The sequence below is a fragment of the Paenibacillus agaridevorans genome (assembly GCF_003112455.1).
GTDB lineage: Bacteria > Bacillota > Bacilli > Paenibacillales > Paenibacillaceae > Pristimantibacillus > Pristimantibacillus agaridevorans.
The window spans coordinates 225,449-240,480 of record NZ_BDQX01000036.1 but is presented as its reverse complement, the minus strand read 5'-3'; the positions used below and the strand labels follow the sequence as shown (position 1 = coordinate 240,480).

Genomic DNA, 15,032 nt, shown 5'->3' with positions numbered 1-15,032 from the left:
CCCGCCGTTCCAAGAACGGCGGGTTTTCATGGCGCATAACTTATTCGATTCGTTCCAAATTTCCGTTTGCATCCATTTTGAACCTTGGCTTCGCTTCCTCTTCACCCGAGAAAACGGTTAGTCTGCGAGCTCGATCCATGATCTGGATCAACGTCTTGTAGTCATCGTTGACAGTCCGGTAATCGGTTTGGGCGTTGTTGACTTCGTGGTTCAATCTCTCATTCTCACTGCGGAGCCGGAACAACTCCTCTTCCTTGTCTTTCATTTCCTTTTCGAACAGCTTGATTTGACGGGACAAATCCTGATAAGTCGACTTCCATGTACGCAAGAATCGGATCACCGCATCGACGGACAATCCTTCGTCCAACGAGTTTGTATCCCCTTTGAAGATACGCTCCTCCGTCTCGAATACCGAGATCGAAGATACCTGAGAGGTAACAGCCGAGGCTGCCGTTACGGTTTGTTTTTTCAAATAGTTGCGTTTCTGGCGTTGCTGCTTTGCAATCTGAATGGCATCCTCGTAACGCTTGCGGACACAACTATTCCAACGAAAGCCGCAAGCAGCCGACGTACGTCCAATCCTCTCCCCTACTTCTTCGAACGCTGCAAGCTGGGTACTGCCTTCTCTAATATGGCGCAGCGTCACTTCGGCGAGAATAAGATCGTCGTCCGGACTCCACGCATCTTGTCTTACTGCTGTCATGCCATCGAAACCTCCTAACGTAAAGGCGCTTACTTTATCTCTATGCCCTTGGTAGAGTTCATAGAATCTATTGGATACTAAATTGTATAACCAAATTTTGAACTCCTCATACATGAATTCGGAGAAGGTTGAGCAAACTGTCAGAAGCGGATATCATCTCGTCACAAAAAATTGCGAATTAGTCACGCTTTCAGGTTTACACTCCAGATGACAGGCGTTATAATGAAGTTTAGAAAAAATGGGCCAAGGCGGAAGGGGGATGTAACATGGCACGCATGTATCGGGTACTTGGTTTCTGGTGCTTAGTAATCGGGCTCATGGCTTTTGCAGGCCATATGACCGAATTTGCGCTTCTGTTCTTCGCGCAAGCTGTAGCGTTCGTATTTCTAGGCTACTTGAATTTCTCCGAACGCACTTACATAACGATGTTCTGGGGATATATGGCGATCTCATTTATTGGATTCACGTATTGGTCCGTCTTCAAGATGAGTTTGCCGTTCTAGTCAATCCTGAAGCGCAAAGAGCTGTCCGAATGCAGAATACGTTCTGCGTACGGACAGCTCTTTTTAAGTGCGCTATACGGAATTTTCACGCTTCTCCAGCAACAACACCTTAAATGATTCGCTCATATTGTCTCCAAGCAGCAACTGACGAATGGCACGGTTGCGCCGTGACTCGTACGAGAACGGATTGGCACCGTCATGCTCGACAAGCAGTTGTAGCATCCCTTGCTCCAGCAGGAACTCCTTCTGAGTGCCGTAATAAAGGGTGGTAAAGCCCGCTTCCTCGGCGCAGCGTCTAACAGCCGTAAAATTAACATGCGCCGTCAAATCCCGTCCGCCCGGCCTATGAAACGGCTCATCGGAAGCCAGATGATTGCTGTAGGTCATAAAAGTACCCTCGCTTCGATACGGAGCCGACAACTCCTCGCCGCAATCTCCGTAATCGATGATCAGCACCCTTCCGCTCCCCATCGCCCTCGCCAATCGTCTGATCCAATCCCCTGCCGCCAGGCAAACTTCCCTTATATCCCCTTCCTCCAAGGTGAGCTCGCCCCGGTCCATTTCCATCCGAATGCGTTTGTCAGTAAGAGGCAGCCGGACATAACGGAAGCCGTTCTCCGCATCTCCCGCCACTCCGAGCTCCACTATTACTCCATCCTTGCGAGTTACCCGGTGGACGGGAAATGCGTCCAGCAGTTCATTTGCTATCAACAACAATGGTCCGGCAAGCAAACGTTCCGCCTGCTCCCAAACCTCGTCCGAGCTTCTTACCACGGGGAGCGGTCCCCCATGCAGCATCTTGTACGTCTCGGCAATCTCATTCTGATGGCCCTTGTGATCCTCGACGAGGAGCTGCCTGAAGCGAATCCTAGACCCTTCTTCGCCTTCCGACAAGACGGCAGCCAGCTGAGCGGACAGCCTGCCCGTGCCCGCTCCCCATTCTGCAAGCAGCAGTGACGCAAGATCATCTCTCGCAGTCTCCGAGCGCCATTGGTGAGCGGCTCCGGCGATCGCTCTGGCCATAAGATCTCCAACGCCGGATACGGTATAAAAGTCGCCTGACTTCCCTACTCTGGCGCCTCCGACACGATAATAGCCGGATTCGGGATCGTACAAGCAAACCTCCATATAGTCTGCGAACGTGATACAGGCTGCCTCGCCGCCAGCCGACAGCTCCGCTCCGCGCAAGCCGGACTCGGATATTCGTTTCTCGATTGCCGCAGAAGCTGGTCCTTTTATGATCGTCATGGGTTATTCATCCTTTTCTTAAACTAAGATATGAGAAAACCTCTATCGAGGCCTTTCGAAGATGTGCGACCGCGTTTAAAAGGTGGGTTTTATCGCCAATAAGAATTTCAGATTCCTGCAATCTTATGTGGTAATAGAAATGGCTGTCGCATACAATAGAGGGGTAAGAAGGGAGGATGACGTTGGCCGCTATCTATTATCGACGAAGGATCATCAGTATGCTCGCAGCGATTCTTGTCGGCATTACGTTCGCCCTTCAGCTTCCTGTAATGGCCGAGAAGCAAGAGAATCCGCCTGAGGACGGCATTCGCGAACTGCTGGAGCAAAGTCTGTCCGTCGTTGAGATCGACAAAGAAATCCTTCGCATTCAAGAAAAACGCAAGGAGCTGCTCTCCACGATGACCGAAGCCGAGGCAGCGCTGCACGAGCAAGAGCTTCGTATCGCGGACAAGCGCGAACAAGCCGGCGATGTGATTCATGCTTATTACACTGGAGAACGGGATTCCATGTTTACAGCCCTGCTGACGATGAAGTCCTGGACTTCTTTTTTCCAGGTACTCGATTATATTGATATCATCGTCTCACATGACCAATCCAGGATGAACGACTATATCGGCGAATACCGCAGCATGCAGGATGACTATCGGAAGCTGGAAGGCAGGCAGACCGAGCTTGCCGAGGTGGAGCGCAGGTTAAAAGAACAGCGCGAGCGCGTACAGGCTCTGGAAAAGAACCTCGAAGGACAATTAAACGGACGATCGGACAGCGAGCGAATCAGACTTCTCATGAAGGAACTGACCAGCTTCTGGGAGACGGCAGGACTTGCCGAGGTTCGCGAATATTTTAAGGCGCTGTCATCGGCCATGGGCAAGCTCCCGGGCTGGGTGCAAGACAATAAGGATATGCTGGAGATCAAAGGCTTCAATTACACGATCCGCGTGACAGAGGAGAAGCTGAACGAATTTCTTCGGGAGCAGGATGAACGCTTTAACCAGTTTTCCTTTACGTTCGAGGAGAACGAGATAACGGCGCACGGCAAGCGCGATGGAATGGAAATTAGCGTATCCGGTCGTTACAGCATTCAAGACAAGCCGAAGAACGGCATTATTTTCCACGTGGATGAATTATTGTTTAACGGCTTCGCCTTGCCTGACACGACGCGTCAATCGTTGGAGGAAGAATTCGACTTGGGCTTCTACCCCGGGCTTGTATTGTCCTTCCTGAAGGCGAAGGAAGTGGAATTAAAAGATGGCGAGCTGATTATCAAGCTCAGCGTGTCACTCTAAAACGGGAACCAATATCACAAAAAGAATATGTTCTCTTTTTGGAAGAAGCTGCTCTTATTCTTGATGATTGCTCGTAACAGCCGCTAGAAATTCCGCAATACGAAGTTCGCCGTCGCCGGAATGGAGACGCCACTCCGTTTCCCACTGCTGCCAGCGCAGCGGCCACAAGGGATCGGCCAAGGCATTCTCTCCTTCCGGCTGCTTGGCGTTAAGCGCTTCGTACCACCATACCGGCGGCATTGGCCCGTTGCGGAATGCGAGCTGGTCTTGCTCGCCGTATAACGAAACTCGAACAGGCAGCTTCCCGGCGTCTCCAAAGGCGGCATCAGAATTGGCGGCCCCCGTCATCTCCTCGATCCAAATAATGGCGTCATCATCGTGTTTGCTGCCCGCAGAGATCGCGAAGCTGCTGCCATTAAGCCACGGATACGACAAACCTTCCGAATCAAGGATCAGCTTCTCCTGCACCCCCTTATTCAGCTTCGAATAAGCACCCCATGTCATAACGGCGCTAAGCAAGCGATTGTCTATCAGCAGCTCGCTAAGCTTAAAGGGCTGGGACAGCGGAATGCCGGAGACATATTCCGCATGGTTGTTCAGCCACTCCAGGTGAGGCGCGCCTCCCGTCTCTTCCGCTTTTTTTAAGGCAATGAACTTTCCTTCTCCCTGATGAAATTTGGCTTCCCAGATCAGCAATTGATGCAAATCGCCAGGACTCAGGTTTGTAAAGTATGCAGGCTCCCCCGCATTCGCGTCTGCCATCTTCTTTAACGTTTCATCCAGTCTTGCGACATCCGGGATTGGAGATTGCTGACCGAGTTCGGCTAACATATCTTTGTTCCAGAAGAGAAGATACGGTTCAATGTCGGCCGGGACGCCCCACAGATAACCATTCCAGCGCAGCGGCTCCAATAAGCCCGCGAGCTGATCCGTCAGCATGTCTCCCGTCATAAGCGCGTCGACGGACTTCAAGTATCCCTGTACGGCCAATGGAAGCACCAAGGCATTATTTAACAACATCACATCCGGCGCATCGCCCCGCTTGCCTGCAGTCAGCCAGTCTTCGAAGCTCAGACTTCCGGGAGCTTCGTTGCGGAGATGGACCTCGATGTGCGGGTATTGCGCCATAAATCTGTCGTTTAACTTTGTCAAGCGAGCGAAGCTCGCGTCATCAAGGGAAACGGTTACATAAAGTTCCGAAGGCTGCGTATCCACCCTCTCCGCTCCGACGTAAACAACGGGAGACTGGCTGTCGCCCTGACTTTCCCTCGCCCAATTCCAGTCCAGTACGCGGGTAAAATGCAGGAGCAGCAAGGCAGCCAATAGAAGCGCGCCGATCAGCAGCGGGACAATTCTGCGCAAGGTCAACGTATTCGTCCTTTCCGGCTTCCGTTCATAGTTGCGTATAGGATACCAGCTTTTCTCCCTTTTGTCCAAGCCCATATCCTAAGAATGGGCTGACCATCCCCGCAGCAGCAAAAAAACCAAGCCGTTGCCGAGATTTGCCGCTTCTCGTGCACCGTGCTTGGTTTCCTGCGGATATGGCTGTCAGCTAAACCAACAGATACGTTTTACAGCAAATCAGCCGCATGCTGGGCCAGCTTGGAGCGTTCGCCCTTCTCCAGCGTCATATGGCCGCTGATGCCTTCGTATTTAAACTTCTCTACGATATGCGTCAGTCCGTTGCTAAGCGAGTCGAGATAAGGATGATCGATTTGGCCGGGATCGCCCATCAGAACGATTTTGCTTCCTTCGCCGACCCGCGAGACGATTGTCTTTACTTCATGTTTCGTCAAGTTTTGAGCTTCGTCAATGATTATAAACTGTCCCGGAATGGAGCGTCCGCGAATGTAGGTCAGCGCTTCGACCTGTATGCTGCCCATTCCCATCAGAATTTTATCGATATCCCCTGCCTTCTTCGTATCAAACAGGTACTCCAGATTGTCATAGATGGGCTGCATCCACGGACGCAGCTTCTCTTCCTTCTCCCCAGGCAAATAGCCGATATCCTTGCCCATCGGAACAACGGGTCTGGCAATGAGCAGCTTCTTATACTTGTGTTCGTCCTCAACCTTTAACAGTCCTGCCGCGAGGGCGAGCAGCGTCTTCCCTGTACCTGCCTTGCCGGACAAAGTAACAAGCGGAATATCGTCGTTAAGCAGCAATTCCAGCGCCATGCGCTGCTGGGCGTTGCGGGCGGTAATGCCCCATACGGGTTCGTTGCTGAGATAGAGAGGTTCCAGCCTTAAGCCGTCCGGACTGACCTTGAGCAACGCCGACTTGGACGTCCCCATCTCGTCCCGCAAAATGACGAATTCATTGGGATTGAGCTTGGCCTTAAGCTGGAGTTGATTGATGCTCAGAAAGCGATACGTATAAAATTCGTCTATAACCGATGGATGAACGAACAACGTCAGATAGCCGGTATACAGGTCGGAGTCGACAACGTTGCGGTCGGAGAGATAGTCCTGCGCTTGCAGTCCGAGCACATCCGCCTTAATGCGCACCAGCACATCCTTGCTGACGAGCACGACGCTCCGCTTTTCTTCCTCGAGAACGTCCTCTTGCTCCATCTTGTAGTTCAGCGCAACAGCCAGAATCCGGTTGTCGTTCGACATCTCTCCGAACATCTCCTGAACGCGCAAGAAGCTTCTATGATTAAGCTCTACCTTGAGCAAGCCGCCGCCCGGTAGCGTGATTCCTTCGTGAAGATGCCCTTCCTCGCGCATTTGATCCAACAGTCGCGATACGGAGCGGGCGTTGCGGCCAAGCTCGTCGGCCAGCCTTTTTTTGGAATCCAGTTCTTCCAGTACGATCGCGGGGATGATGACCTCGTTATCATGGAATGCAAAGAGCGACTGAGGATCATGCAGCAACACATTGGTATCGAGCACGAATATTTTTTTCATGGTACCCCTCCCGGCATCGGTTATACATTTGCATACATAGCCTCAATTGGCAGCGGACAAACTACTGGACATACGATGCTCGCGCGTTCGCGCATGCGAGTACACACATGAATGAGGTGGCAGACATGTACAAATGGATAATAATCATGATCGCTGCGGCGGTTGTCGTATCAGGCTGCGGCACCAGCGTGCGGAATGAACCATCACCCTCTCCATATCATAATGGGTCCGTCAGAACCCAGCAGAACGCGCCTGGCAAAAAGCTGATCGAGGACCCGGCAGCCGTTGAAGTTCGTCTGGAGGAGCTGGCTGCGGGCGTAGAGGGCGTAGAAAGCGCACATTGCGTTATTGTCGGCAATACGGCCATCGTCGGCATCAACGTCGACGGCAATCTGGAGCGATCCCGAGTCGGCGTCATCAAATATTCCGTTGCGGAAGCATTGCGCAACGATCCTTACGGCGTGGATGCCTTCGTCACGGCCGATCTTGATATTTCGAACCGGCTGGCAGAGATTGGTCAAGATATCCGCCATGGACGTCCCATTGCAGGATTCGCGGAGGAGCTGGCCGATATGATGGGACGCATTATACCGCAGGTTCCGAGAGACATTATGCCTGCCGATAATGATCCAAAATCGCGGCAGCAGTCCGGCCGGCCGAATACGATGAACGGCGACAAATAAGGAGCGCAGACGACATTTGCTTTCCTGTAATTGCAAAAAGCCTAGTGAGGTTCACTAGGCTTTTTTACATAGGCCGGGCATAGCTCGGCCTTCCTTGTCCATTAAGTTGTCTGCAAACATGCTCTCAGCCAATTGATGCAAGCGCCAGATGCTATTAAGCAGCGGGTTGCCCTTTCTTCTCTCTTCGGTCATCCGCACAACCTCCTTGGCTTGGAATGTGGGGGAATAAGCTGCAGCTTAGCTCCATTATAAGTTATCATATTAAGGTTAGTCTACGCTCATTCTCCCATTTTCTCCTTAAGGGCGGTACGGACGTTCGCAAGGCTTGTTTCGTCGGCATATACATAGGGACTGCGCCAGACGCCGTCAAGGGCAAGAAACGTAATGTCATCGCTTCGTACAGAATAATACGTCTCCAGCATCCGCGTAATTTCCCTGCTTGGCATATCGATTCGAATGTTATTGCCAACCGCCTCGATGACGGAACCAATCTTAGCTGCGCCTCCAAGGGAAGTCAGCTTGTCAACGATCGCGCCAATTACCTCGCTTTGTCTTCGGTTACGGTCGAAGTCGCTCGACATATTGCGGCCGTCATTCGACTTCCGATATCGTACGAAGTCAAGCGCCTTGTCGCCGTCAAGGTTCTGAATGCCGGGCTGCAGATCAATTTTCGTGCCGTCGGCGTTATCCGTATATTTCATTCGCATGTCGACGTTGACCTTCACGCCTCCCACGGCGTCTACAACATCGCTGAAGCCTTGGAAATTAATGATTCCCGCATATTTGATGTCAATTTCGAACAGCTTGCCCAGTACGTCGCTCACCGCCTTTTTGCCGGCTAGCTGCGCTTTTTCCGTATCGGCCCCCTTGCTCTTTGCATCGCTATAGAAAGCTGCATAGATGCTGTTGGCTTTACGTCCTTTGTAGCCTTCAACGGCAATATATGTATCTCGCGGAATGGAGACGACGGTTGCCTTTTTTGTCTCGGGATCAAATGCCGCCACCATCATGACGTCCGTGTTCAATCCGCCTCCGTGGCTTCTCGAATCGAGCCCCATCAGCACCATAGCTACGGGCTTCTTCTTTACCGACTCTGCGACGGGCACCTTTACACCTTCATCGTTATTGCTTACGCTGCTTATATTGTCGATCGCATCCGTCGTCTTGAGTACGACATAACCAAGCGCAGCTGCGACAAGAATGAGCAGACCTGCGAAGACGCCCAGAAAAATGGACAATCCCCTTTTTCGTTTTTTTACCTTCTTAGGTTTTTTGCCCTTTGCGGGTGTTGGCTTCGTCTGTCCGCGCGATTCCGAGCGTGGGGGCAAGGATGTTTGGCTCATGGAGTCCACCTTCTCGTTAGTTATATTTGGGATTCGAAATAATGTCTTGAAGCAACGCTTCGCCTAGCTCGCGAGGATAGTGCTGGCTGTATGGCTTGCCTGCCTTCTCGTAGGTTACCTCAATCCGTGCATTGTCCATCGACGAGACTGCAACTTGATCCAGTCCATGGTCCTCGCGCAAAATGTCTTCGAAGAACGCAAGCGTGCGAAGCGCCGCATCGTCATCCGGACGGCCTTCGGCAACCAGCTTGATCTGCAGCCAATAAAACAAAGCGTCCTCCAGTCTCATCGTCCCGACTCCGGCTTGCCCGTACCGTCTTGGGGCCCTTTGCCTTTCTTCCACTTATCGTACAACTGCCTGCCTCTCAGCATGAGCATCATAATGACGGCGACAGCCATACACTGGATGATGGGCAGCTTGTCCACCTGAAGAATCATAAGAATAAAGGATCCGAATGCCATCAGCAGATAAACAAGAATCTCCTTAAGAATAGGTAGCCTCGCTTGCGGACGGAAGACTGAATTAAATATGTAGATCGTAAAAGCCAAAATGATCAGATATGAAACCAACTTATGATCGCTTAACCATTCCTGCATGGATATTCCCTCCTACAACGTTAAGGGGAGTCCGCCTTGGCGGCGAACTCCCCGTAATAGGCCTTCCCTCGCGGGTGCGCTGGTTGATTACACGCCAGCTTGCGACATCTTCCGGTGTTTTTCCGCACGCTCGCGCTCGCTCTTCACCAGAATTTTTTTGCGCAGACGAATCGACTTCGGCGTAATCTCGCAATATTCGTCATCGTTCAGATACTCGAGAGCCTGTTCCAAGGAGAAGATGACCGGCGTTTTCAGCTTAACGGTGTCGTCCTTGCCCGCAGAACGAACGTTGGACAATTGCTTCTCCTTGCAAATGTTGACGATGATGTCGTTGTCGCGGTTATGCTCGCCGACGATCATTCCTTCATAGATTTCTGCGCCCGGCTCCAAGAAGAGCAAGCCGCGATCTTCTACGCCCATCATGCCGTAGAAGGTAGATGTGCCGTTTTCGCTGGCAACCAGAACGCCTTGGTGACGGCCGCCCACACTGGATCCGGCAAGCGGACCGTAGCTGTCGAATGCGTGGTTCATAATGCCATAGCCGCGAGTCAGCGTCAGGAACGAGGTCCGGTAGCCGATGAGACCGCGAGCCGGGATAATGAACTCCAGACGTACTTGTCCGCTGCCATTGTTGATCATGTTAACCATCTCTGCTTTGCGAGTGCCCAGAGACTCCATAACGGAACCCATGCTTTCTTCGGGCACGTCGATCAACAGACGCTCGTACGGCTCTTGTTTAAGGCCATCGATTTCTTTCACGATTACTTCGGGCTTCGATACCTGAAGCTCAAAGCCCTCGCGGCGCATATTCTCGATCAGGATGCCGAGATGCAGCTCGCCGCGTCCGGATACGACGAAGGCATCCGGGCTATCCGTCTCGTCGACGCGAAGCGCCACGTCCGTCTCCAGCTCCTTAAAGAGACGCTCGCGCAGCTTGCGGGACGTCACCCACTTGCCTTCGCGGCCCGCGAACGGACTGTTATTGACCAGAAATGTCATCTGCAAAGTCGGTTCGTCGATCTTGAGCACCGGCAGCGCTTCTGGACGCTGCGGATCTGCGATCGTCTCGCCGATGTTGATTTCGCGAATGCCGGCAATGGCGACAATATCGCCTGCTCCGGCTTCAGGAATTTCAATGCGTTTAAGCCCCTGGAAGCCGAACAGCTTCTCGATGCGAGCCTGCTTCGTCTTGCCGTCATGGTCGATTACCGCAACAGACTGGCCTTGATTGATTGTGCCGCGGTTAACGCGGCCGATCGCAATGCGGCCAAGATATTCGTTATAGTCAAGCAGCGTAACCAGGAATTGAAGCGGGTCTACCGTGCTTTCCGTCGGGGACGGGATATGGCTGACGATCGTCTCGTACAGCGCCTGCATGTTGTCGTCCTGTTTCTCGGGATCCAGACTGGATTTGCCCATCAGCGCGGATGCGTACACAACCGGGAACTCCAGTTGCTCGTCGTTGGCGCCAAGCTCGATAAACAAGTCCAACACCTCGTCGATGACTTCTGTCGGTCTCGCGTTAGGACGGTCGATCTTGTTCACGACTACGATCGGCGTAAGCTGATGCTCAAGCGCCTTGCGCAGTACGAACTTCGTCTGCGGCATACAACCTTCGAAGGCGTCAACGACGAGCAATACGCCGTCAACCATCTTCATAATCCGTTCTACTTCGCCGCCGAAGTCGGCGTGTCCAGGCGTGTCTACGATGTTGATCAGGAAGTTCTTGTAATTGATGGCCGTGTTCTTGGCCAAAATCGTAATGCCGCGCTCGCGCTCCAGATCGCCCGAGTCCATCGCACGCTCCTGTACGGATTCATGCTCCCTAAATGTGCCCGATTGTTGAAGCAGCTTGTCAACCAGCGTTGTTTTGCCATGGTCTACGTGCGCGATGATGGCGATGTTGCGTATGTTCTCTCTTGCTTGCATAAGAAATAACCACTCCACTTTTTAAATTTCTTCTTTTTACCGAACTTTTTGAACACGTTCTTTTATTAAGGCCTTGCGGTAATACGGTCTTGCGGTCAGGCTGACTTACCAACGTTTGCGAGTGCCGAACATCATCCAAGTCCCTGCTGCGATGAGCGCGGCCGCAACAAGGTAGATGCCCCAGCTCCATAGCAGGATCAAGAGAAGGAATACGATAGACGCGATACCGATACCGAGCGATGCGGTGAATACGACGCGCGGCACATTGCTGCCGAACATGTAATATTCGTAGAGCCCTGCAGCAACCCCGAATACGAACAGCGGCCACAGGTATTTAAGGCTCTCCCATCCGGCAATGTTGCAGACGATGAACAGCAGCGAATACACAACGAGCATACCGCCGGGTACAAGCGCGACAGCCGGAACAATTCTGCCGAAATAGAGCACATGCAAAAGCACGCCCGGGATCAAGACGAGCAAAGGCCAGAAGATCGCGCCCAGAAAGCTGAACACGCCTACTTTGCCCAACAGAATAACGACCCCGGCTAACAGCAAAATAATTCCAGCGGAATATTTGTTAGATGGCATAACTCTTCCGCTCCTTACAACATCAATCGTATAGACAAGACGAAAGACGGCGAATTTTATCTATATTAGTTTATAGGAACTGCGGCAAAAAAACCAGTACGAAGAGTTGCCAGAGCAAAAAAAAATCGACCGCGCCTTCCAAAAGGCGCAGCCGAAGCGTATTTTTGCATTTTTACAGGTGTTCAAAAAAAAGTAATTAAAGTGTGTGTTCAAAAAATTCGGTTCTCAGTACCGAGAAGATTGGATGAAGCTAGAACCTGAGGAGCAGAGCGTAGCAGCGCTACGTGAGCACCGGAAGGTTCGGCTGAATTCAATATTCGACGTCGAGTAGTCTTCTTGGATTACTTCGTAATGGGAAGCGGACTTTTTGAACAACCTCTTAAACGGTTTTTTTCTTCCAAACGGCTAGGGCAACGACTAGTGGCACGCATAATAGCGGAATCAGCTCGGACAGCATCTTGGAGTTATGAAACAGCACGGCGTTCATGCCGGGATCCTTCATCAGCATCTCGCCCGCCGCGAATGCCAGCAGAGCAGCCCCTATGTACCCAAGCGCCGGCACCTTCTGAAGAAGCGTGCCCAGCAGCTGGCTTCCCCACACGATCATCGGAATGCTGAGCGCAATGCCGAGAAGCACCAGCACGAGGTCGCCGTCCGCAACTGCAGCGATAGCCAATACGTTGTCAAGACTCATGATGAAGTCGGCCGTCACGATGGTCCAGATGGCATGTCCGAGCGTGGTAGCCCTCTTGACGCTCCCATTGCCGTGCCCGGCGCCGGCATCTTGCAGCAGCTTGATTGCGATGTATAACAGCAGGAATGCGCCGACGGCTTGAAGGAACGGAATTTGCAAAAGCTGCAGCGCGACGACCGTAAGCAGACATCGAAGCGCGACGGCGGCGAATGCTCCCCACCAGATGGCCCTTTTCCTCTGCGCTGAAGGGAGGTGCTGGCTGGCCATTGCGATGACGATGGCATTGTCTCCGCTTAGCAATACATTAATTAAGACGATTTGTAGAAAAATAAGTGTGCTGTCCACACGCGAACACTCCCCTCTCATAACAGGGGTATGTCCAAGCTTTGGAGAATATGTCCAAAAAAAATGATTGACCATCTTCACGAACGGACATATTTGATGTAGACTTCATAATGCAAAGCTTATCGAAAGGAGGAACTAAAATATGGATTTTTTCTCGGTCGAGTTTTTCACCGCTCTGATGACCATCGTTTTCATCGACCTCATTCTGGCCGGGGATAACGCCATTGTCATAGGACTTGCGGCTGCGAAGCTGCCCAAGCATCAACAGAAACAAGCCGTTATCTGGGGAACCGTCGGCGCTGTCGGCATTCGTGTCATTGCAACGGTGCTCGTCGTGTACTTGCTGGACGTGCCATGGCTCAATTTGGCCGGCGGCCTGCTCCTCGTATGGATCGCATACAAACTGCTTGTACAAGAGGAAAGCCACGATAACATCAAAGCGGGCAACACGCTCTGGCAGTCGATCCGGACAATTATTATCGCCGACGCGGCGATGGGCATTGATAACGTCATCGCTGTAGCGGGCGCTGCCAAAGGCACATCGCATGGCGATCACGAGCTGATTCTCGTTATTCTGGGACTGCTGATCAGTATCCCAGTCGTCGTATGGGGCAGCACGCTGTTCATCAAGCTGATCAACAAATTCAGTTGGATCGTCTATATCGGATCCGCCGTGCTTGCATACACGGCTGCCAAGATGATCACGCACGAGAAGAAGTTTAACGGCTTCCTGGAAGACGACAAAGTCATTTACTGGTCCTTCATCATCGTAGTCGTCATTCTGACCGTTCTCGCGGGTTACTTAACGAACAAACGCAATATGGCCAAAACAGCCAAGAAACAAGAAAGCAGCGGAGCCCACTAGGGTTCGCTGCTTTTCTTTTTATACTAAGATCAGAACCATGCATCCTCTTGTGACGGGTTGTCGCTTTTCGCTGCAGGGGCGTTAGGATACAGCTTGATCACTTCCGTATCCCGCACGGCCGTCTCGATCATATCGCTCAGACCGCCGAGTCCCGCTTCTATCCTCTCGACTACACGCAGATTGGGATTCGTGCTCGGCGACTTGGGCAAAAACAACGTGCAGCAGTCCTCGTAAGGCAATATCGACGTTTCATAAGTGCCGATCCGGTAGGCAATATTAATAATCTCCTGCTTGTCCATCATAATCAGCGGTTTGATCAGGGGCAGCTGCGTCGCCCGCCCGATCACGTTCATGCTGGCAAGCGTCTGACTGGCAACCTGGCCGAGGCTCTCGCCGGTGACGATGCCGCCAGCTCCGCTGCTCTCAGCGATACGCTCCGTTATTCGCAGCATCGCTCTTCGCATGAGGGTAATGATAAGATGCTCCTGACCGGATTGAGCAAGGGTGGTCTGGATCTCCGTAAACGGAACCAAATGAAGTTTCATCGATACCCCGCTGAAGTAGGTCAATCTTCTGGCAAGCTCTACGACTTTATCCTTCGCTTGTTCGCTTGTGTAAGGGTAACTGTGGAAGTGGACAGCTTCCACCTCAAGTCCTTTGCGCATGGCCATCCAGCCCGCTACGGGACTGTCGATACCGCCGGAGAGAAGAAGCAAAGCCTTCCCGTTGGAGCCGAACGGAAACCCTCCTGCCGCTGGAATAACTTCGCAGAACACATAAGTCGCTTCCTCCTGGATATCGACCTTAAGCTCGACCTCCGGATTTCTGACATCTACGCTCAGCTCCGGGAAGGCTCTCAGAATATGTGCGCCGACGAGATGGTTCATCTCGTGCGAGCTGTGCGGGAAACCCTTCCATGCTCTTTTGACGCTTACCTTAAACGTCTTCGGAGGCTTGCCGAGCGCATTCATTACGGTCATAGCCGCGGATCGAATCTCCTCCAGCCCGCTCTCCGTACTGCGTACGGGACTAAGAGAAACAAGGCCGAATAATTCCTTCAGCCGTCCGGCCACAGGCTCCCAGGGATGTCCGTTCAGCTTGACGTACAGCCTTCCGTACGTTTTCCAATAGGTGACCCCTTCGTAACCCGACAGCGCATTTTTGACCTGCTGCAGCATTTTTTTTTCGAACTGGTTTCGGTTTCTTCCCTTCATGGTCAAGTCCCCGTACCTTAAAACGATCTGGTCGAATATCAACTTAAGTGCTCCTCTCAAGCGGCTTCAATTGCTCAATGACTTCTTTAATCGCCGTAATCAGGATATCGACGTGCTTTTCGTCA

Annotated in this window: 16 protein-coding genes; 4 read left to right on the top strand and 12 right to left on the bottom strand. The window is 52.1% G+C overall.

Annotated elements, in window-relative coordinates; all coding sequences use genetic code 11:
• Positions 1–40 precede the first annotated feature (40 nt).
• The gene (locus PAT3040_RS03195) at positions 41–703 is read right to left on the bottom strand and encodes an RsfA family transcriptional regulator (protein WP_108991503.1); all 663 of its coding nucleotides are present in this window, start codon (positions 701–703) and stop codon (positions 41–43) included.
• A 266-nt stretch (positions 704–969) separates the two neighbouring features.
• Between PAT3040_RS03195 and PAT3040_RS03190 the strand changes: the two genes are divergently transcribed.
• The gene (locus PAT3040_RS03190) at positions 970–1,206 is read left to right on the top strand and encodes a DUF2626 domain-containing protein (protein WP_087567673.1); all 237 of its coding nucleotides are present in this window, start codon (positions 970–972) and stop codon (positions 1,204–1,206) included.
• Between the two features lie 72 nt (positions 1,207–1,278).
• On the opposite strand, the gene PAT3040_RS03185 is transcribed toward PAT3040_RS03190, so the two are convergent.
• Positions 1,279–2,454 (bottom strand): class I SAM-dependent methyltransferase, encoded by a 1,176-nt coding sequence (locus PAT3040_RS03185; RefSeq protein WP_108991502.1) that lies wholly within the window; start codon positions 2,452–2,454, stop codon positions 1,279–1,281.
• Positions 2,455–2,636: 182 nt separating this feature from the next.
• On the opposite strand from PAT3040_RS03185, the gene PAT3040_RS03180 reads away from it, so the two are divergent.
• Complete coding sequence (locus tag PAT3040_RS03180; protein WP_146200345.1) at positions 2,637–3,740, top strand: coiled-coil domain-containing protein; 1,104 nt, start codon at positions 2,637–2,639, stop codon at positions 3,738–3,740.
• A gap of 54 nt (positions 3,741–3,794) precedes the next feature.
• Here PAT3040_RS03180 and PAT3040_RS03175 read toward each other — a convergent pair whose 3' ends face one another.
• Positions 3,795–5,177, bottom strand: a complete 1,383-nt coding sequence (locus tag PAT3040_RS03175) for an extracellular solute-binding protein (RefSeq protein ID WP_181376422.1) — start codon at positions 5,175–5,177, stop codon at positions 3,795–3,797.
• A gap of 134 nt (positions 5,178–5,311) precedes the next feature.
• Entirely contained in the window at positions 5,312–6,649 is a 1,338-nt protein-coding gene (locus PAT3040_RS03170; protein ID WP_087567669.1) for a PhoH family protein, read from the bottom strand.
• A 125-nt stretch (positions 6,650–6,774) separates the two neighbouring features.
• Here PAT3040_RS03170 and PAT3040_RS03165 point away from each other — a divergent pair, with 125 nt between their 5' ends.
• A complete protein-coding gene (locus tag PAT3040_RS03165; RefSeq protein WP_108991499.1) occupies positions 6,775–7,332 on the top strand; it encodes a YhcN/YlaJ family sporulation lipoprotein in 558 nt (185 codons plus the stop codon).
• A 54-nt stretch (positions 7,333–7,386) separates the two neighbouring features.
• Here the strand turns inward: PAT3040_RS03165 and PAT3040_RS36725 are convergent, their stop codons facing one another.
• The 7 genes from PAT3040_RS36725 to PAT3040_RS03135 form a co-directional block, all read right to left on the bottom strand.
• Positions 7,387–7,524 (bottom strand): hypothetical protein, encoded by a 138-nt coding sequence (locus PAT3040_RS36725; protein WP_181376421.1) that lies wholly within the window; start codon positions 7,522–7,524, stop codon positions 7,387–7,389.
• An 86-nt stretch (positions 7,525–7,610) separates the two neighbouring features.
• Positions 7,611–8,675, bottom strand: coding sequence for an LCP family protein (locus PAT3040_RS03160; protein WP_087567667.1), 1,065 nt, complete (start codon positions 8,673–8,675; stop codon positions 7,611–7,613).
• A 16-nt stretch (positions 8,676–8,691) separates the two neighbouring features.
• Entirely contained in the window at positions 8,692–8,964 is a 273-nt protein-coding gene (locus PAT3040_RS03155) for a hypothetical protein (protein WP_087567666.1), read from the bottom strand.
• Positions 8,961–9,272: a YlaH-like family protein gene (locus PAT3040_RS03150; protein ID WP_087567665.1), complete on the bottom strand. Its 312-nt coding sequence runs from the start codon at positions 9,270–9,272 to the stop codon at positions 8,961–8,963. Before PAT3040_RS03150 ends, PAT3040_RS03155 begins: the two co-directional genes overlap by 4 nt.
• Positions 9,273–9,359: 87 nt before the next feature.
• A complete protein-coding gene (typA, locus tag PAT3040_RS03145) occupies positions 9,360–11,201 on the bottom strand; it encodes a translational GTPase TypA (RefSeq protein ID WP_108991498.1) in 1,842 nt (613 codons plus the stop codon).
• A gap of 105 nt (positions 11,202–11,306) precedes the next feature.
• Entirely contained in the window at positions 11,307–11,789 is a 483-nt protein-coding gene (locus PAT3040_RS03140; protein ID WP_108991497.1) for a hypothetical protein, read from the bottom strand.
• Positions 11,790–12,168: 379 nt separating this feature from the next.
• Positions 12,169–12,828, bottom strand: a complete 660-nt coding sequence (locus PAT3040_RS03135) for a TerC family protein (RefSeq protein ID WP_108991496.1) — start codon at positions 12,826–12,828, stop codon at positions 12,169–12,171.
• 142 nt (positions 12,829–12,970) lie between these two features.
• On the opposite strand from PAT3040_RS03135, the gene PAT3040_RS03130 reads away from it, so the two are divergent.
• Positions 12,971–13,693, top strand: a complete 723-nt coding sequence (locus PAT3040_RS03130) for a TerC family protein (protein WP_087567661.1) — start codon at positions 12,971–12,973, stop codon at positions 13,691–13,693.
• A 29-nt stretch (positions 13,694–13,722) separates the two neighbouring features.
• On the opposite strand, the gene thiI is transcribed toward PAT3040_RS03130, so the two are convergent.
• Positions 13,723–14,949 (bottom strand): tRNA uracil 4-sulfurtransferase ThiI, encoded by a 1,227-nt coding sequence (gene thiI / locus PAT3040_RS03125; RefSeq protein WP_087567660.1) that lies wholly within the window; start codon positions 14,947–14,949, stop codon positions 13,723–13,725.
• Between the last annotated feature and the right edge of the window lie 83 nt (positions 14,950–15,032).